The organism is Streptomyces sp. NPDC033270, from assembly GCF_055576575.1.
In genome coordinates, this window is sequence record NZ_JBVIRA010000006.1 from 273,266 (window position 1) to 294,488 (window position 21,223).

The 21,223-nt window shown below is 75.6% G+C and carries 1 protein-coding gene (only partly in view); it reads left to right on the forward strand.

Annotation, left to right across the window (positions count from 1 at the left end; all coding sequences use genetic code 11):
* Positions 1-21,223 carry the 5' portion of an SDR family NAD(P)-dependent oxidoreductase gene (locus ACZ5XZ_RS12645; RefSeq protein WP_468977028.1) on the forward strand. 2,984 nt of this gene lie beyond the right edge of the window, so only the first 21,223 of its 24,207 coding nucleotides appear in the window; it begins with the start codon at positions 1-3; its stop codon lies off the right edge, out of view.

The following is a 21,223-nucleotide window of genomic DNA, read 5'->3' on the forward strand; positions in this document are numbered from 1 at the left end:
GTGAGCAGAAACATCCTTCGTGTGCCGGCCTGGCGCGACGAACCGCTGCGAGGGCGCACCGCGACCCCCGCCGCCCGTCGGCTGGTCGTGCTGTGCGACGTCCCCGACGCGGACGTGACCGCGCTGCGCCGGAAGCTGCCCGGTGTGTCCGTCGCCCGTGTGGAGAGCCGTGCCGACGGGCCGGCCGCCGTCTACGAGCACGCGGCGACCCTGCTGCTCGGCGAACTCCAGCGGCTGCTGAACCAGCCGGCCGGCGGCCCCCGTCGCGTGCAGGTCGTCTGCCGGGAGGGGAGCCCGTACGGCTACGCCGGTCTGATCGGCATGCTGCGCACCGCCGCACAGGAGGACCCGGCGCTGCAGGGGCAGCTGATCGAGTTCACCGCGTGGCCGCCGGGCGGGGAACTCGCCGAGGTACTGCGGGCGGAGTACGGGCAGGCGGCGGACCACGTACGCCACACCGACGGCCGCCGCCAGGTGCGCACCTGGGCGGCGGCCCCGGGCCAGACGGCGCCCCCGCCGGTGTGGAAGGCCGACGGTGTCTACCTGATCAGCGGGGGTGCGGGCGGCGTCGGCCGGCTGGTCGCCGCCGACATCGCGGCCCACGCCCCCGGCGCCCGGGTCGTGCTGTGCGGACGCTCGCCGGCGGACCTCCTGCCGGGGCGGCCGGGCCCGGGCATCGAGTACCGCCGGGTGGACGTCACCGACGCCGCCGCCGTGGCCGATCTGGTCGACTCCCTTGTGCGCACCTGCGGCAGGCTCGACGGAGTCGTGCACGCGGCGGGCCTGATCAGCGACGACTACGTGATCCGCAAGTCCCATCAGGACGCCCAGCGGGTCCTGGCGCCGAAGGCGGCCGGGCTGGTGAACCTCGACGAGGCCACCCGCCGGCTGCCGCTGGACTTCCTCGCGGCGTTCTCCTCCGGCGCCGGGACGCGGGGCAACCCCGGGCAGGCCGACTACGCCGCCGCCAACGGGTTCCTCGACGCCTATCTGACCCACCGCGCCGGCCTGGCCGCCGCGGGCGAGCGCCACGGCACGAGCGTGTCGATCGGCTGGCCGCTGTGGCAGGACGGCGGGATGGCCGTCCCGGCCGAGGAACTGCCCGCGCTCACCGCGCGCTTCGGGCGCCCCCTGGCAACGGACACCGCACTGCGGGCCCTGCACGGCGCACTGGCGCTCGGCACACCACACCTACTGGTCATGGACGAGGAGAGCGCAGTGGACGGCGAAGACCCGCAGGAGGCGGCGACGACGCAGCCGACCCAGACGATGCAGACGACGCGGACGGAACCGGCGGGGCTGCGGGCACGCGTACTGCCGCTGCTGAAGGAGCTGGTCGCCCGGACGGTGCGGCTGGACGTCGCCCGGCTCGACGCCGCCGCCCCGCTCGACGGCTTCGGCATCGACTCGCTGGCCGTGACCCGGCTCAACCGCCACTTCGCGCGGTGGTTCGGCGCCCTGCCCAAGACGGTGCTCTACCAGTACCCGACGCTCAACGACCTGGCCGGCCACCTGGCGGAGCAGCACGCGGACGGCTGCCGCCGCTGGCTGGACGACGCGGCGGGAGCGGCCGCCGCGCCGGAGGCGACGGCCACGACCGACGCGCCGGGCCCGGCGCGGACCGCCGAGGCCGCCGCACCGGTGCGCTCACGGGCCCGCGCGGCGAGGACGCCGCGTCCGGCCGGCGCCGACGAGCCGATCGCCATCATCGGCCTGAGCGGGCGCTACCCGGGTGCCGCGACCCTGGAGGCGTTCTGGGAGAACCTGCGCGCGGGCCGGGAGAGCGTCCGCGAGATCCCCGCCGAGCGCTGGTCGCTGGACGGCTTCTTCGAAGCGGACCCGCAGCGGGCCGTGGAGCGGGGCGCCAGCTACAGCAAGTGGGGCGCCTTCCTCGACGACTTCGCCCGCTTCGACGCCGCGTTCTTCGGGATCGCGCCGCGCGACGCGGCCGACATGGACCCGCAGGAACGGCTGTTCGTCGAGAGCGCCTGGTCGGTGCTGGAGGACGCCGGCTACACCCGGCGGCGCCTCGCCGAGCGGCACGGCTCGTCGGTCGGCGTCTTCGCCGGGATCACCAAGACCGGCTTCGACCGCCACCGCCCGCCGGCCACCGACGGACTGCCGCCCGCACCGCGCACGTCCTTCGGATCGCTGGCCAACCGGGTGTCGTACCTGCTGGACCTGCACGGCCCGAGCATGCCGATCGACACCATGTGCTCGTCGTCGCTGACCGCGATCCACGAGGCGTGCGAGCATCTGCGCCACGGCGCGTGCGAACTGGCCATCGCCGGCGGCGTCAACCTCTACCTGCACCCCTCCTCCTACGTCGAGCTCAGCCGCTCCCGGATGCTCGCCACCGACGGGCACTGCCGCAGCTTCGGCGCGGGCGGCGACGGGTTCCTGCCCGGCGAGGGCGTCGGCGCGGTGCTGCTGAAGCCGCTGGCCGCGGCCGAGGCCGACGGCGACCCCGTCCACGCGGTGATCGTCGGCTCCGCCATCAACCACGGCGGACGCACCAACGGCTACACCGTGCCCAACCCGCGCGCACAGGCCGCGCTGATCCGCGACGCCCTCGACCGCGCCGGGGTGTCCGCCGCCGGCATCGGCTACATCGAGGCGCACGGCACCGGCACCCGGCTCGGCGACCCCGTCGAGATCGACGGCCTGACCCAGGCCTTCGCGCCCGACACCGGGGAGAGCGGGGCCTGCGCCCTCGGCTCGGTCAAGTCGAACATCGGCCACCTGGAGGCCGCCGCGGGCATCGCGGGCCTGACCAAGGCCGTACTGCAGCTGCGGCACGGCGAGTTCGTGCCCACCCTGCACGCCGAGCAGACCAACCCCGACATCGACTTCGCGGCCACCCCGTTCACCCTGCAGACGGGCGGGGCCCCCTGGCCGCGGCCCGCGGACGGCGGCCCGCGGATGGCCGGCATCTCCTCGTTCGGTGCCGGCGGCGCCAACGCCCATGTCATCGTCGCCGAGTACCGCGGCACGACGCCCGCATCCGCCCCGCCCGCCCCGCCCGCACGGCCGGTGCTGCTGCCGCTGTCCGCCCGCACCACCGAGGACCTGAGCGCACGGGCCGGCCAGCTCTCCGCGCTGCTGCGCTCCGGGGCCCCGGTGGACCTGCCCGCCGTCGCGGCCACCCTGCAGACCGGCCGGGAGGAGATGGACGAGCGGGTGTGCTTCGTCGCGAGCACACCGGGGGAGTGGCTCGACCAGCTGGCCGCCTTCCTCGCCGACCCCGAGGCCGAGGGCCCGTGGTCCCGCGGCCGCGTCCGCGCCACCCGCGAGACCCTGGCCGCCCTGGCGGAGAAGGACGAACTGCGCGAGCTGGTCGCCCGCTGGACCGGCCGCGGCGACTGGCGGGACCTGGCCGCCTTCTGGGCCAAGGGCATGCCGCTCGACTGGACCCGTCTGCACGCCGGCGCGAAGGCGCCCGCACGGGTCCACCTGCCCGCCTACCCCTTCGCCGGACGGCGGTTCTGGTACGGCCCGGCCGGCGGCGAGCGCCCGCAGACCACGCCGGCCGCCGCCCCGCCCGGCACGTCGGCGGCCGGGACCGCCGACGTCGAGCGCATCCTGCTCGACGCGCTGGCCGAAGCCCTGCGGATGCCGGTCGCCGAGATCGAGCGCCGCCGCCCCTTCGCCGACTACGGCCTGGACTCCATCCTCGGTGTGAACCTGGTCCACACGCTCAACACGGCCCTGGGCACCGCGCTGGAGACCACCGACCTGTTCGACCACGGCACCGTCGAGCGCCTGCACGCGTTCCTCGTCGCCACCCGCGGCGACGCGTCGCCCGCACCGGCCTCCCCAGCGGCCGCCGCCGCGACACCGGACGACGACGCCGTCGCCGTCGTCGGGATGGCCGCCCGCTACGCCGACGCCGAGGACCCGCGCGCCCTGTGGGACCACCTGACGGCCGGCCACGACCTCGTCGAACCGGTGACCCGCTGGCCGCTCGGCCAGGACGTGGCCTGCCGCGCCGGCGGCTTCGTCCGCGGCATCGACCAGTTCGACCCGGTGTTCTTCGCCCTCTCCGGCGTCGAGGCCGCCGCCATGGACCCCCAGCAGCGGATCTTCCTCGAACAGTGCTGGAACGCCCTGGAGGACGCCGGCTACACCGGCGAACGCCTGACCAGCCGCAACTGCGGTGTCTACGTGGGCTGTTACGCCGGCGACTACCACGACCAGCTGGCCGCCCGGCCGCCGGCGCAGGCCCTGTGGGGCACCATGGGCTCGGTCGTCGCCTCCCGGATCGCCTACCACCTCGACCTCAAGGGCCCCGCCCTCACCACCGACACCTCCTGCTCCAGCTCGCTGGTCTCGCTGCACCTCGCCTGCCGCGACCTGCTCTCCGGCGACGCCGACATGGCCCTCGCGGGCGGGGTGTTCATCCAGACCACGCCGCGGCTGTACGAGTCGGCGACGCGGGCGGGCATGCTCTCGCCCAGTGGCCGCTGCCACAGCTTCGACGCCCGTGCCGACGGCTTCGTGCCGGGCGAGGGCGCGGGCGCGGTCGTCCTCAAGCGGCTCGCCGACGCCCGCCGCGACGGCGACCACATCTACGGCATCGTCCGCGGCTCGGGCATCAACCAGGACGGCACCACCAACGGCATCACCGCCCCCAGCGCCGCCTCACAGGAACAGCTGCTGCGCGAGGTCCACACCGCCTGCGGCATCGAGCCCGGCGGCATCCAGCTCGTCGAGGCCCACGGCACAGGCACCCAGCTCGGCGACCCGATCGAATTCCGCGCGCTGAGCCGCGCGTTCGAGGGCGCCCCGGCCGGCAGCGCCGTCCTGGGATCGATCAAGACCAACATCGGGCACACGCAGTTCGCCGCCGGCATCGCGGGTGTCATCAAGGCGCTGCTGGCCCTGCAGAACCGGCAGATCCCGCCGTCGCTGCACTTCCACGAGGCCAACCGGGCCGTCGTGCTCGACGGCAGCCCGTTCACCGTCACCACCACCGCGCAGCCCTGGGCGGCGCCCGCCCGCGGCCCGCGCCGGGCGGCCGTCAGCTCCTTCGGGGCCAGCGGCACCAACGCGCACGTCGTACTGGAGGAGCACCCGGCCCCCCAGGCCACCGGCGCGGTCGGGGAACACGCCTTCCTGCTGTCGGCCCGCACCCCGGCCGCCCTGCGCGCCGTCGCAGAACGGCTGCTCGCCCACCTCGACCGCGAACCCGCGCTGCCCGCCGACGCCGTCGCCTACAGCCTGGCCGCGGGGCGCAGCCACTTCGCGCACCGGCTGGCCGTCGTCGCCGCCGGGCTGCCCGACCTGGCGGCACGCCTGCGCCGCTGGCTGTCCGGCACCGCCGGTGACACGGTGCTGCAGGGGGAGACCGCCGCGGACCCCCGCCCGGTCGGCGGTGTGCGCGCCCTGGCCCCGGCCGCGCTGGCCGCGGCGTACGTACGGGGCGAGGCCGACCGGTTCACCGACAGCTTCCCGTCCGCCTCGCGCCGCCAGGTGTCGCTGCCGACCTACCCGTTCGAGCGGCAGCGCTACTGGACCGACACCGCCGACACCACGGCCACTCGGGAAGGCCGGGCGCCTGAAGGAGCCGATGACGCCGCGTACCGCCTCCGGCTCGGCGGCGAGGAGTTCTTCCTGGCCGACCACCACGTGGGCGGCCGGGCCGTGCTGCCCGGCGTGCTGGCGCTGGAGGCCGCCCGCCGCGCCGTGACCGGCGGTTCCTTCGCACCGGTCGGCCTGCGCGACGTGGTGTGGCCCGAGCCGTTCCCCGTCGGGGCCGGCGGCGCCGAACTGCGCGTCGAGCGGGAGGGCGACGCCTTCCGCGTCCTGCGCGACGACTCCGGTGTGCACGCCCAGGGACGGATCGCCACGCCCGGCTCGCCCCGGCCCACGCAACTGGACGCCCTGCGGGCCCGTTGCGGCCGCCGCACCCTGACGCGGAGCCAGGTACGGGCGGCCCTCGATGCCGTCGGCATCCGCCACGGAGCACGCCTGCGCGCCATCGACACCCTGGCCGTCGGCGACGGCGAGGTACTGGCCCGGCTCGTACTGCCCGACGGCGCCCGCGACGGCGCGTTCGCGCTGCACCCCGCGATGCTCGACAGCGCCGTCCAGGCCGTCGTCGGCCTCTACGGCGACGCCACCGGCACCCTCGACGAACAACGCGGCGCGCCCGCGCTGCCGTTCGCCCTGGACGCCGCCGACCTCTTCGCCCCCACCACCGAGCGGATGTGGGCCCACCTGCGCCACACCGAGGGCTACGCCCCCGCCGCCGACCAGGACGTCACGAAAGCCGACATCGACGTGTACGACGACGACGGACGGCTCTGCGCGAGCCTGCGCGGCTACGCGTTCCGCCGCATGACCGCCCCGACCGGCGAGGCGCCGCGCGCGACGCTGCTGGCACCGGTGTGGGACGCCCTGCCCGCCGCGCCCGCCGCACCGTGGCCCCACCCGCGGGCCCGCGTCGTGCTGCTCGGCGGCACCGCCGAGGAACAGGACCGACTGCGCCGCCGCTACCCGGACGCCACCGTCCTGGACGCCCGCGCCGACGAGCCGGCCGACCGGCTGGCCGCCCGGCTGCCCGCCGGCGCCGAGCACGTCTTCTGGCTCGCTCCGGCCGGCTCCGCCGGCGATCCGGCCACGGCGCGGTACGGCGCCCCCCTCGCCGTCTTCCGCCTGGTCAAGGCGCTCCTGGCCGACGGCGCCGACGCCCGTGAACTGGGTCTGACCCTGGTCACCCGGCAGGCGCGCCGACTGCCGGGCGACACCGGCTGCGACCCCGCCCACGCCGGTGTGCACGGCCTCGCCGGCACCCTGGCCAAGGAGTACCCGCACTGGCACCTCCGCGTCGCCGACGTCGAGGCGGACGCCCCGGTGCCCTGGCCGGCGCTGCTGGACCTGCCCGCCGACCCCCGCGGCGAGACCCTGGCCCACCGGCACGGCGAGTGGTACCGCCCGCGCCTGCTGGAGACCTACGAGCCCGGCACCGCGGCCGCCCCGCCCGAGCCCGGCGGCGTGCTCGTGGCCATCGGCGGCGCCGGCGGCATCGGCACCGTGTGGACCGAGCACATGATGCGCCGGCACGGCGCCCGGGTCGTCTGGATCGGCCGCCGCCCCCTGGACGCCGAGATCGCCGCCCGGCAGGAAGCACTGGCCGCGCACGGCCCCGCACCGGACTACGTCCAGGCCGACGCGACCGATCCCGACGCCCTGCGCCGCGCCCGCGACGAGATCGTGCGGCGGCACGGACCCGTGCGCGGCGTCCTGCACACCGCGATCGTCCTCGGCGACCAGACCCTCGCCCGGATGGACGAGGACCGGTTCCGCACGACCTACGCCGCCAAGGCCGACATCGCGGTGAACCTCGCCGACGCCTTCGCCGACCAGCCGCTCGCGTTCGTCGCCTTCTTCTCCTCCATGCAGGCCTTCTTCAAGGCCCCCGGCCAGGCCAACTACGCGGCGGGCTGCACCTTCGCCGACGCCTACGCCGAGCATCTGGCCACCCGGCTCGACTGCCCGGTCAAGGTCATGAACTGGGGTTACTGGGCCGGCGTCGGCGTGGTCACCGCCGACGGCTACCGCCGGCGCATGGCACAGCTGGGTCTGGGCTCGATCGACCCGGACGAGGGCATGGCCGCCTTCGACGCCCTGCTGGCCTCCCCGTACCCGCAGTTGGCGCTGCTCAAGGCCACCGACACCCGCAGCATCGACGGCCTCCACGACGACGACGCCCTCACCCACCCGGCCGCCACCCTCCCGTCCCTGATCGGCGCGCTGGGCGAGCACCGCCCCGACCGCCGCGCCGAGATCGCGCGGCTGCGCGAGCAGGCGGGCGGGCACGCCGGCGCCATGCAGGACGCACTCGTCGACCTCACCTGGGCGCTGCTTGAGTCCCTGGGTCTGTTCCGCGACGGCCGCGCGGCCACCGCCGCCCAGTGGCGCGCCGTCGGCGGCATCGAGGACCGCTACCAGCGCTGGACCGAGCACACCCTCGCCGTCCTCGCCGACGCGGGCCGCCTGCGCCGCGTGGGCGAGGACGCCTACGCCGCCCTCGACACCCGCACCGGATCCCTCGACGACGCCTGGGCCGACTGGGACCGGGCGCGGCAGCCATGGCTGGCCGACGACGCCAAACGCCCCCAGACCGTCCTCGTCGACACCACGCTGCGCTCGCTGACCGGCATCCTCACCGGCCGCCGCCGGGCCACCGACGTGATGTTCCCCCACGCCTCGCTCGAACTGGTCGAGGGCGTCTACAAGAACAACCCGGTCGCCGACTACTTCAACGACGTGCTCGCCGACACCCTCGTCGACTACCTCGAACGCCGGCTGGCCGAAGACCCGGACGCCCGCCTGCGCATCCTGGAGATCGGCGCCGGCACCGGCGGCACCAGCGCCACCGTGTTCCGCAGGCTGCGGCCGTGGGCCGGGCACATCGACACCTACAGCTACACCGACATCTCCAAGGCGTTCCTGCTGCACGCGCAGCGGGAGTACGGCGAGATCGCCCCGTACCTCGACACCCGGCTCTTCCACGCCGAGAAGCCCCTGGCGGGCCAGGAGGTGGCCCCCGGCGCGTACGACGTGGTGATCGCCACCAACGTGCTGCACGCCACCCGCAACATCCGCGCGACACTGCGCAACGCCAAGGCCGCCGCGCGCCCCCACGCCCTGCTGCTGCTCAACGAGCTGAGCGACAACATCCTCTTCAGCCACCTCACGTTCGGCCTGCTGGACGGCTGGTGGCTCTACGACGACCCGGCGCCGCGGATCGCCGGCTCGCCGGGCCTGGCGCCGGAGAGCTGGCGGCGGGTGCTCGGCGAGGTCGGCTTCCGCGCGGCGTTCGTCGCCGCCGAGGGCGCCGACGACCTCGGCCAGCAGGTGATCGTCGCCGAGAGCGACGGGGCGGTCCGCCAGCCGCGCCCGGACGGGGAGTCCGCCTTCCGCGGCACCCTCGCCCCGGCGCGGCCCCGGCCCGCCGAGCCGCGACCGCCCGCCCCCGCGCCGACGCCGGCCGCCGCCGACGGTGGGCGCGACGACGAGCGGCTGGCGGAGCTGGCCCGCGAGCACTTCCGCGCGCTGGTCGCGGACACCCTGCGACTGCCGGTCTCCGACATCCGGGCCGATGTGTCCTTCGACCGCTACGGCATCGACTCCATCCTGGTCGTCCAGCTGACCGAGGCGGTCCGCAAGGGGCTCGACGACGTCGGCAGCACGCTGTTCTTCGAGGTGCGGACGGTCGACGGCCTCGTAGGGCACTTCCTGCGGACCCAGCCCGACGCGCTGGCGGCGCTGGTCGGACTGGCGGACGAGGGCCCCGCGCCCTCGTCGACCGGGCCCCTGCCCGCTGAGCCCTCCGCCACCGCGCCCGAGCCGAACGGCGCCGCGGAGCGCCCTGCCGAGGCCCCCGTCCGCGCCCTCGCCGCCGAACCGGCGGCCGAGCCGCCCCGCGACGGACAGCAGATGCCCATCGCCGTCGTCGGCATGGCCGGCCGCTACCCCGGCGCACCCGACCTGGACACCTACTGGGAGAACCTGCTCGCCGGCCGGGACAGCGTCACCGAGATCCCCGCCGGGCGCTGGGACCACGACCGCTACTACGACCCCCGCCGCGGCGTGCCCGGCAGGACGTACAGCAAGTGGGGCGGCTTCCTCGACGGGATCGACGAGTTCGACCCGCTGTTCTTCGGGATCTCGCCGAAGGCGGCGTCCACGATGGACCCCCAGGAGCGGCTGTTCCTGCAGTGCGCCCACACCACGCTGGAGGACGCCGGCTACACGCGCGACGCCCTGCGCGCCGCGGCCCGCGCCCGGGTGGCCGAGGACGCCGGTGACATCGGGGTGTTCGTCGGCGCGATGTACTCCGAGTACCAGCTCTACGGCGCCGAGTACAGCGTGCGCGGCGAGCCGGTCGTCGTCCCGGGGAGCCTGGCGTCCATCGCCAACCGCGTCTCGTACTTCCTCGACGCGAGCGGCCCCAGCGCCACCGTCGACACCATGTGCGCCTCGGCGCTGTCCGCGATCCACCTCGCCTGCGCCGCCCTCCAGCGCGGGGAGTGCGGTGTCGCCCTGGCCGGCGGGGTCAACCTGTCGGTGCACCCGGGCAAGTACCTGATGATCGGCGAGGGCGGGTTCGCCTCCAGCGACGGCCGCTGCCGCAGCTTCGGCGAGGGCGGCGACGGCTATGTGCCCGGCGAGGGCGTCGGCGCGGTGCTGCTGCGCCCGCTCGCCGACGCCGTCGCCGACGGCGACCGCATCCTCGGCGTGATCCGCGGCACCGCCGTCAACCACGGCGGCCACACGCACGGATTCACCGTGCCCAACCCGCTCGCGCAGGCGGCGGTCGTCCGCAGCGCCTGGCGCCGGGCCGGCGTGGACCCGCGGGACATCGGCTGCATCGAGGCGCACGGCACCGGCACCGCACTGGGCGACCCGATCGAGATCGCCGGGCTGAACGCGGCCTTCGCCGAGTTCACCGACGACCGGAACTTCTGCGCCATCGGCTCGGCGAAGTCCAACATCGGCCACCTGGAGTCCGCGGCCGGCATCGCTGGCCTGGCCAAGCTGCTGCTGCAGCTGCGGCACGGCACGCTCGTACCGTCCCTGCACGCCGAACGCGTCAACCCCGAAATCGACTTCGCCGACAGCCCCTTCGTCCTGCAGCGCGAGGCCGCGCCCTGGCCGCGGGCCGGCGCCCGCCCGCGCCTGGGCGGCCTCTCCTCGTTCGGCGCGGGCGGCTCCAACGCCCATGTCGTGGTCGAGGAGTACGTCGAGCGGCCCGCCGGAACGGACCGCGCGCCCGACGCGCCCGCGCACCGCGGCGAACCCGTCGTCGTGGTGCTGTCCGCCTTCGACGAGGAGCGGCTGCGCGAGTCGGCCGGCCGGCTGCGCGACGCGCTGCGCACCGAGCGGTGGAGCGCCGCGGACCTGCCCGACATCGCCTACACGCTGCAGGTCGGCCGCGAGGCGATGACCGCACGGTTCGCCGTGGTCGCCGACACGCTGCCCGCCCTGGTCGACGCGCTGGACGCCTGCGCGCTCGGCGGCGCACTGCCCGCGGGCGCCTACCTCCACGCCGGCGGCGAACGGGGCCGCGCGGTACGGGACTTCCTCACCGACGAGGACTTCCAGGAGACGGTCGTGCGCTGGGCCCGGCGCGGCAAACTGTCACCGCTGGCCGAGGCCTGGACCAGCGGCCTGACCGTCGACTGGGCCCGCCTCCACACCCAGGGGGCCACCCCGCGCAAGGTCGCACTGCCCGGCTACCCGTTCGCCCGGGAGCGCTACTGGTACACCGACGGACTGCCGGAACTCGCGGCCGCGCCCGCCGCGTTCGGCGACGCCGCGCCGCGGCCGGCCGCCCCGCGCCCCGCCGCGGCGGCCGCGCCCGCGACGACGCCCGCCGCAGCGTCCCCGCCCGCCCAGCCGGCCCACTCCTACGAGCTGCCCGCGGGCGACCTCACCCTGCATCCCGTCTGGGAGCCCGCCCGGCTGCTGCGCGGCAGCCCCTACCCGTCCGCGGCCTCCCGGGTGGTGGCGATCGGCCTCGAACCGGACGTCCTCGCGGAGCTGACCGCCCGCCGCCCGGAGACCCTGGTGCTGGACACCACCGGCGCGTCGTCCGCCGAAGAGGTGCGTGACGCACTCGCCCGCCTGGGCGACGACTTCGACCACCTCGTCCTGCAGTTCCCGACCGCGGCCGCCACCGATGGCGCCCAGGCGCAGATCGGCGCCCAACGCGCGGTGATCCGGCGGATGTTCCGCGTGCTGAAGGCGCTGGCCCTCACCCGGGACGAGCAGCGGCTCGGACTGACCCTCGTGACCCGCGACGCGTTCGACGCGGGCGGCTCCCGGGCCGCCGACCCCGCCCAGGCGAGCCTGCACGGCCTGATCGGCGGTCTGGCCAAGGAACAGCCGCACTGGCGCATCCGCGCGGTCGACCTGGCCGACGGCGAACCGTTCGTCGCCGACGAGGTCTTCGCCCTGCCCGCCGACCGCCGCGCCCACCCGCTCGCCCGCCGCGGCGGCCAGTGGCTGCGCCGCCAGCTCCTGCCGGTGGACGCCGCCGAGCCGCCCGCCGAGCCCGTGCTGCGCCGCAACGGCGTCTATGTGCTCATCGGCGGCGCGGGCGACCTCGGCCGGCTGCTCAGCGAGTACCTCGTACGGCAGCACGACGCACACGTCGTATGGGTCGGCCGCCGCGCCGAGGACGAGGACATCCGGGCCAAGGCGGCCCGGGTCGGGGCGGGCGGGCGCAGCCCGGTCTACCTCTCCGCCGACGCCTCCGACCCCGGCGCGCTCGCCCGCATGCGGGACGAGGTGGTCCGCCGCCACGGCCGGATCGACGGCGTGGTGCACCTGGCGATGGTGTTCAGCCACACCCCGCTCGCCCGGATGACCGAGCACGAGCTGGAGGCCACCCTCGCGGCCAAGGTCGACCCGTGCGTGCACTTCGCCGACGTCTTCGCCGGCCACGGCCTGGACTTCGTCCTGCTGATCTCCTCGCTGGTCAGCTTCATCCGCAACTCCCACCAGGCGCACTACTCGGCGGCCTGCGCCTACGAGGACGCCCGCGCCGACGCCCTGCGCGCGGCGCTGGACTGCCGGGTCAAGGTCGTCAACTGGGGTTACTGGGACAACGTCCCCGACGAGCTGCTGCGCGAGGTGACCTCCATGGGGCTGGCCCCGATCGACCCCGCCACGGCGATGGGCGCGCTGGAACGCCTCCTGGCCGGCCCGCTGCACCAGATCGGCTTCATGCGGCTGGGCCGCCCGCTGCCCGTCGAAGGGGTGCTCACCACGGAGACGCTGACCCCGCAGGCGCACGGTGCGGCGGCCCGCGGCGGCGCCGCGGCCCTCGCCCTGCCCACCGACCTGGCCGCGTACCACGCGGGCCCGGTCCCGGGCGAGATCGACGCCTGCCTGCTCCGCCGCGTCGCCGCCGAGCTGCGCCGGGCGGGCCTGGACGAGCCGCGCCACGGCCTGGCCGAGTGGAAGGAGCGGCAGGGCGTGGACGCGCGGTTCGACGGCTGGCTCTCGGCCACCCTGCGCGTGCTCGCCGAGCACGAGGTCATCGACGGCGAGGGCCGCTGGAGCACCGGCGGCCCGACCGCCCAGGACGCCGACGCCTGCCGTGCCGACTGGGCCGCGGCGACGCCCCGGTGGGCCGCCGCCAACCCCGATCTGCGGGCACCGCTGCACCTGCTGGACCAGACCCTGCCCGCGCTCGCCGACATCCTGTGCGGCCGGGTGCGCGCCACCGACGTGCTGTTCCCCCAGGGGGCGTTCTCCCTGGTCGAAGGCGTCTACCGGGACAACCGCGTGGCCGGGTACTTCAACGCCGTCCTCGCCGAACACGTGGCGTCCTTCCTGCGGGCGCGCCGGGACGCCGATCCGGGGGCCCGTCTGCGGGTGCTGGAGATCGGCGCGGGCACCGGTGGGACCACCGGCCCCGTGCTCGACCGCCTCGCCCGCGAGGGGCTGGACCTGGCCGAGTACTGCTTCACCGACCTGTCCCAGGCGTTCCTGCACGGCGCCCAGGACACCTTCGGGCCGGGCCGGGACCACCTCACGTACCGCGTCTTCGACGCGGCTCGGCCGCCGCACGCCCAGGGGCTCGACACCGGCGCCTTCGACGTCGTCATCGCGGCCAACGTGCTGCACGCCACCGACAACATCCGCCCGGCCCTGCGGCACGCCAAGGCGCTGCTGCGCGGCAACGGTCTGCTGGCCCTCAACGAGATCAGCGGCTTCTACCTCGTCAACCACCTCACCTTCGGCCTGCTGGACGGCTGGTGGCTCCACGACGACGCCGAACTGCGCGTGCCCGGCAGCCCCGCGCTGTCGGCGGAGGCCTGGCAACTCGTACTGGAGCAGGAGGGCTTCACCGGCATCGGCCATCCGGCGCGGGACGCGCTGGTGCTCGGGCAGCAGGTCGTCGTGGCCCACAGCGACGGTCTCGCCCGCAGCCCGCGCCCGCTCGCCGAGGCGCCCGGGACGCCCGAGACGAGCGGTGCTTCGGCCCGGCCGTCGGCGCAGCCCGCGGCCCCGGCCCCCGGCTCCGCCCCGGCTCCGGCCCCCGCCCCCACCATGGCCCGGACGGTCACGGACGTGGTCCTGACCGAGCTCGCCGACGCGCTGCGGATGCCCGCCGACCGGATCAGCCCGGACCAGGCGTTCGCCGACTACGGCCTCGACTCCATCGTCGGCGCCCGGTTCGTCCAGCGTCTCAACGAGGAGCTGCGGATCGACCTGCTGACCACGGTCATCTTCGACTACCGCAGCGTGGCGCAGCTCGCCGCCCACATCGCCGAGAGCCACCGGCCGCAACCGGCGGCCCCCGCAGCACCGGCCCCCACCCCGCCGGCACCGGTGCCCGCACCGGACACCACCGCAGCCCCGCACCGCCCCGAAGGGCGCGAGCCCATCGCCATCGTCGGCATCAGCGGCCGCTTCGCGCAGTCGGACGACACCGACGCCCTCTGGCAGCACCTCGCCGCCGGCCGCGACCTCGTCGGCCCGGTCGAACGGTGGGACCTGTCCGGTTACAGCCGGGACGAACTGCCCTGTCGCGCGGGCAGCTTCCTCGACGACATCGACCGCTTCGACGCCCGCTTCTTCCACCTGACCGGCCTCGAAGCCACCTACACCGACCCCCAGCAGCGGCTGTTCCTCGAACAGGCGTGGGCGGCCATCGAGGACGCCGGCTACGCGGGCTCCTCGCTGGACGGCCGGCGGTGCGGCGTCTACGCCGGCTGCACCGGCGGCGACTACCCGCAGTGGTTCGAGGGCGCGCCGCCCGCCCAGGCGGCATGGGGCAACGCGCCCTCGGTCGTACCGGCGCGCATCGCCTACCACCTGAACCTCCAGGGCCCCGCCGTCGCGGTCGACACCGCCTGCTCCAGCTCACTGGTCGCCGTTCACCTCGCCTGCCAGGGCCTGTGGACCGGCGAAACGGATATGGCCCTCGCGGGCGGCGTCAGCGTCCAGACCACCCCGGACACCTACCTGGCGGCCGGCCGCGGCGGGATGCTCTCACCCACCGGCAAGTGCCACACCTTCGACGCCGCCGCCGACGGATTCGTCCCCGGCGAGGGCGTGGGCGTCGTGGTACTGCGCCGGCTGTCCGACGCACTGGCCGACGGCGACCACATCCACGCCGTGATCCGCGGCAGCGCCGTCAACCAGGACGGGGCCACCAACGGCATCACCGCCCCCAGCGCCCTGTCGCAGGAGCGCCTCATCCGCCAGGTGCACACCGAATTCGGCATCGACCCGGCCGAGATCGGCATGGTCGAGGCGCACGGCACCGGAACCCAGCTCGGCGACCCCATCGAATGCCAGGCCCTGGTCGGCGCGTTCGGCACCGCCGGCGGCCGCGACACCTGCGCACTCGGCTCGATCAAGACGAACCTCGGTCACACCACCTCCGCCGCGGGCGTGGCGAGCCTGCTCAAGGTCGTGCTCTCGCTGCGCCACGGCCAGATCCCGCCGTCCCTCCACCACCACGAGCCCAACCCCGCGATCCGACTCACCGAAAGTCCCTTCCACGTGAACACCACGCTGCGGCCGTGGCAGCCCAACGGCCAGGGAAAGCGCGTCGCGGCCCTGAGCGCGTTCGGCTTCAGCGGCACCAACGGCCATCTGGTCGTGGAGAACGCCCCGGACCGTGACGAGCGCCAACCCGCCCCGGGCGAGCTGCTGTTCGTCCTGTCCGGTCAGCAGCCCGAGGCCCTGCACCGCCGCGCCGAGGACCTCCTGGCCCACCTGCGCCGCACCCCGGACACCCCCCTGGGCGACGTCAGCTACACGCTGGCGGTCGGCCGGGACCACTTCACCCACCGCGCGGCCTTCGTCGCCGCCGACCGCGAGGCGCTCGCACATCAGCTGGCGGCCTGGCTGGCCGACGGGCGCGGCGAGGCCGCCGGCCGGCGCGGCGACAGCGCGCCGGAGCGTGCCCGGGACCGGTACCTCAGTGGCGAAGCGGTCGACTTCGCACCGCTGTTCGCGGGCCTCGACGTGCGCCGCACGCCGCTGCCCACCTACCCGTTCCAGCGCAGGAGCTACTGGCCGGCGGCCGCCGCTCCGAGCCGGCGCCATCGGGCCCCGGAGGCCGCGGACGGCCCGGCCGCGGCGCCGTCGGCCGAGGCCGCCCCGTCGCCGGAGGCCGCCCGGCCGGCTCCCGTGCGGCGGACGCCGGAGACGGACGAGGCGACCGTGCGGTACCAGGCCGGCGCACTGCTGCTGGCCGAGCTGTCCCGCGTGCTGATGATGGAGCCCGACGAGATCGACCCGCAGGCGTCGTTCTCCGACTACGGCGTGGACTCGATCCTCAGCGTCAAGCTCGTCGCCGCGGTCAACCAAGCCTTCGCCGTCGATCTGCCGAGCACCGCACTGTTCGAGCACAGCTCGCTCGACCGGCTGACGGACCACCTGGTCACCCGGTACGGGCCGCAGTTGCGATCGTTGGCCGTCGAGGCTCCGTCGGCCGCCGCCCCCGTCTCGGCGCCCGCGGTCCCGGCTTCCACTCCTCCCGCTCCTCCCGCTCCTCCCGCTCCTGCGGCCTCCGCGGACACTCCGGACACCCCGGAGGCCCCGGACGACGACGGCATCGCCGTGGTGGGCATCGCCGCCCGCTTCGCGCAGTCGCCCGACGCCGCCGCCCTGTGGGCACACCTCGCCGCGGGCGACGACCTGGTCGGCGAGGTCACCCGCTGGGACCTGGACAAGGAGCTGGGCGCGGGCGCCGGGCGCCAGTACGGAAGCTTCGTCGACGACATCGAGCGCTTCGACGCCTGGTTCTTCCGGATGTCCGGCAAGGAGGCCACCCACACCGACCCGCAGCAGCGCATCTTCCTGGAGGAGTGCTGGCACGCCCTGGAGGACGCGGGCTACGCCGGTGAACGGCTCGACGGCCGCGGCTGCGGCGTCTACGTCGGCGGCTCGCCCAGCGACTACCAGCAGCTGATCGGCGACGACGCGCCACCGCAGACACTGTGGGGCAACATCTCCTCGGTCATCGCCTCGCGGATCTCCTACTTCCTCGACCTGCAGGGGGCCGCGCTGTCGGTCGACACCGCCTGCTCCAGTTCGCTGGTGGCCGTGCACCAGGCCTGCCAGGACCTCCGCCTGGGCAACACGTCGATGGCGCTGGCGGGCGGGGTCTTCGTCCAGTCCACGCCGATCTTCTACCGGTCCGCCGTGCGGGCGAACATGCTGTCCGCCCGCGGCCGCTGCCACACCTTCGACGAGCGCGCCGACGGCTTCGTGCCGGGGGAGGGCGCCGGTGTGGTCGTGCTCAAGCGGCTCGCCGACGCGCTGCGCGACGGCGACCAGGTCTACGGAGTGATCCGCGGCTCCGGCATGAACCAGGACGGCACCACCAACGGGCTCACCGCACCCAGCGCCGGATCGCAGGAACGCCTCCTGCGCGGCGTCCACGAGCGCGCCGGCGTCGACCCCGCCGGAATCCAGCTGATCGAGGCGCACGGGACCGGCACACCGCTGGGCGACCCCATCGAGTTCGAGGCGCTGCGCGCCGCGTTCGGCGACGCGCCCGAGGGCGGCTGCGCCCTGGGGTCGGTCAAGACCAACCTGGGGCACACCCAGTTCGCCGCGGGCGTGGCCGGCCTCATCAAGGTGCTCCTCGCGCTCAGGAACGAGCAGTTGCCCCCCTCGCTGCACTTCCGCCGGCCCAACCCGGCGATCACGCTGGCGGGCAGCCCCTTCTACGTCAACACCGCACTGCGCCCGTGGCCCGCGCCCGCCGACGGTCCGCGCCGCGCCGGCGTCAGCTCGTTCGGCGCCGCGGGCACCAACGCGCACGCGCTGATCGAACAGGCCCCCGCCGTGCGGACCGCCGGGCACGCCCCCCGGCAGGCCTGGTTGATCGTCCTGTCGGCCCAGGACGACGCCGGCCGTCGCGCCCAGGCCGAGCGCCTGCTGGAGCACGTCCTCGCCCACGAGGACCTGGACCTGGGCGACACGGCCTACACCCTGGCCACCGGACGCCGCCACTGCAGCCACCGCTGGGCGGGCGTGGCCACCGACCGCGAGCAGCTCGCCGCCGTCCTGCGGACCTGGTTGCGCGACGGCCGGGCCGAGCACGTGGTCACCGGTGAGGCGCCCGACGGGCACCGCCGCCAGGACCCCGCGGCAGCCGCCCGCGCCGCCCACCTGATGGCCGGATCCGAGGGCCACGACGGCCTCACCGAGCTGGCCGGGCTCTTCGCCCAGGGCCAGGATCTGCGCTTCGCCCCGCTCTTCGGCGACGGCGGCTTCCGGATCGTGTCCCTGCCGGCCTACCCGTTCGCGGGCGAGCGCTACTGGGTCGGGTCGCGTCCGGCGGCACCCGCCGCGCTCCCGGCACCCACCCCGGTCGGCGCCCCGGTCGTGGTCGCGGCCCCGTCGCCGCTGGCCGGCCGCCGGCTGGACCGTGACCCCGGCTCGCCGTCCTTCGCCGTCGAGCTGACGGGCCGTGAGTTCTTCCTCGACGACCACCGGGTGCGCCATGTGCCGGTGCTCCCCGGCGTGGCCTATCTGGAGCTGGCCTACGCGGCGGCCCGGGCCGAGGGCATCGACCCCGCCCGCGCCCGCCTGCGCAACGTCGTCTGGTCGCGCCCCGCGACGGTCACCGGCCCGACCCCGGTCGAGATCGCGCTGCGGCCGGGCGGCGACGACGCAGTCGCCTACGAGATCACCACGGCGGCCGGCGGCGAAGCGCCCGTCGTCCACGGGCAGGGACGCATCGAGCGCTGCGCGCCGCCGTCACCCGCGCGCCTGGACATCGCCGCGCTGCGCGCCCAGTGCGAGGTGCGCACGGTGGAACACGACGACTGCTACCGGCTCTTCGACCGCATGGGCATCGGCTACGGCCCGGCCATGCGCGGCATCCGGCGGATCCACGTCGGCGCCGGGCTCGCCGTCGCACGTCTGAGCCTGCCGCCGGCCGCCCGCGACGGCGCCGGCTGGGACCTGCACCCGTCGCTGCTCGACGCCGCCGTGCAGGCCACCCTGGGCCTGTCACTGGCCGAGGACACCGACACCGATACCGACACCGTGGCGGCACTGCCCTTCGTCGTGGAGGAGGTGCAGCTGCTCGCCCCCGGCCCGGCCGACGGGTGGGCCGTGGTGCGACCCGCCGCGGGCGAAGGCGGCGGAGCCGTACGCCGCATCGACATCGAACTGTGCGACGACGAGGGCGCGGTGTGCGTCCGCCTGCTCGGGTTCACCGCACGCATCCTGTCCGCCGGTGACGAACTCACCGGCGGCCAGGAATCCGCGGCCGGCGACACCGGGGGCGACGACACCGGGGGCGACGACACCGGGAACGCCACACTCACCCTGATGCGCGCCGGCTGGCGCCCGGCCGAACCCGCCGCCCGGGCGGCGCGTCCGCCGGAGCGGCAGGAGGTGCTGCTCGGCTCACTCACCGGGACCGACCCCGAAGCGGTCCGCGACGCGCTCGGCGTGCCCTGCACCGCGCTGCCCGCCGACGGCGACCTGGCCCGGCGCTTCACCCGCCAGGCCGAGACGGTGCTGGCCCGCCTCCAGCAGCTCGTCCCGGCGACCCGCGACGGGCAGGTCCTGCTGCAGGTGGTCGTGCCCACCGACGGCGACAACCGGGTCCTCGCGGGCCTGGGCGGCCTGCTGCGCACGGCCCGTATGGAGCACCCCAGGCTGCTGACCCAACTCGTCGAGGTGGAGACGCCGCTCGACACCGCGACGCTGTGCGAGCGCCTGCGCCAGGACGCGGCGAGCTGCGACGACGAGGCCGTGCGGTACTCCGGCGGGCAGCGCCGGGTGCCGCAGTGGACGGCCGTCGAGGACGCCCGGCCGGTCCGCCCGTGGAAGGCCGGCGGCGTCTACCTCCTCACCGGGGGAGCCGGCGGACTCGGCGCACTGTTCGCCCGCGAGATCGCCCGGCAGGCGCCCGGCGCCGTCCTGGTGCTCTGCGGGCGCTCGCCGGAAGGCCCCGACCAGCGTGAACTCCTGCGCGACCTCGGCGCCTTGGGGGCGTCGGCCGCCTACCGGGTGCTGGACGTCGCCCGACGCGACGCCGTGACCGCCTGCGTGCAGGGCGTCGTCGCCGAGCACGGCCGCCTCGACGGCGTCGTCCACACCGCCGGTGTGGTGCGCGACGGCTACCTGGCCCGCAAGAGCGCCGAAGAACTGCGGGAGGTCCTCGCCGCCAAGGTCACCGGCTTCGTCCACCTCGACGAGGCCACCGCCGCCCTCGACCTGGACTGCTTCATCGGGTTCTCCTCGCTGTCGGCGTACGGCAACCAGGGCCAGGGCGACTACGCGGCGGCCAACGCCTTCATGGACGCCTACGCCGGCCTCCGCCACGAGCGGGTGGCCACTGGCGAGCGCCGCGGCCGCACCCTGGTCGTCGGCTGGCCCCTGTGGGCCGACGGCGGCATGCGGGTCGACGCCGCCACCGAACGCCGTCTGCACGACAGCGTCGGCATGGTGCCGATGCGGGCCCCGCACGGCGTGAACGCGCTGGAACGCGCCTTCGGCACCGGCGACCCGCACGTCCTGGCCGTCTTCGGCGACCGCGCCCGCATCGACGCCACCCTCCTGGCCGCCCCGCGGTCCGCGGGCGCCGCACCGGCGGTGACCGCACCCGACCGCGCCGCCCTCCGCGCGGTGGTCCTCGGCCGCGCCCTCGGCCACGCCGCCGCGGTGCTGGGCGTGCCACCGCAGGAGCTGGACGGCGCGGTGCGGCTGAGCGAGTACGGGTTCGACCCGGTCTCGCTCACCGGGTTCACCGCCCGCCTCACCACGGAGTTCGGGCTCCCGCCCGTGCCCAAGCCCTTCGCCGAACACCTGACCCTGGGAGAGGTCGTGGACCTTCTGCTCGACAACCACCCGGATCGCTTCGGGACCCTCCCGCCGGCTCCCGCCCCCGAGCCCGCCACCGGGCCCGTAGGCACCGCAGCGCCCGCCGCGACGGCCGGCCGGGAGCAGCAGCACAAGGCGCTGCTGAAGAGGCTGATCGCCCGGGTGTCCGGCCTGCTGGACGTGCCCGCCGAACGGATCACCGGCGCGGCCGAGATGACCCGCTACGGCTTCGACTCCCTGTCGTTCATCGGCTTCGCCAACGCGCTCAACGCCGAGTTCGGGCTCTCGCTGGCCCCCACCCTGTTCTTCGAGAACCCCACCCTGGACGGGGTGGTCGACCACCTCCTCGACCACCACGCCGACCGCGTCGCCGCCACCGCGGCACCGCAGTCACCAC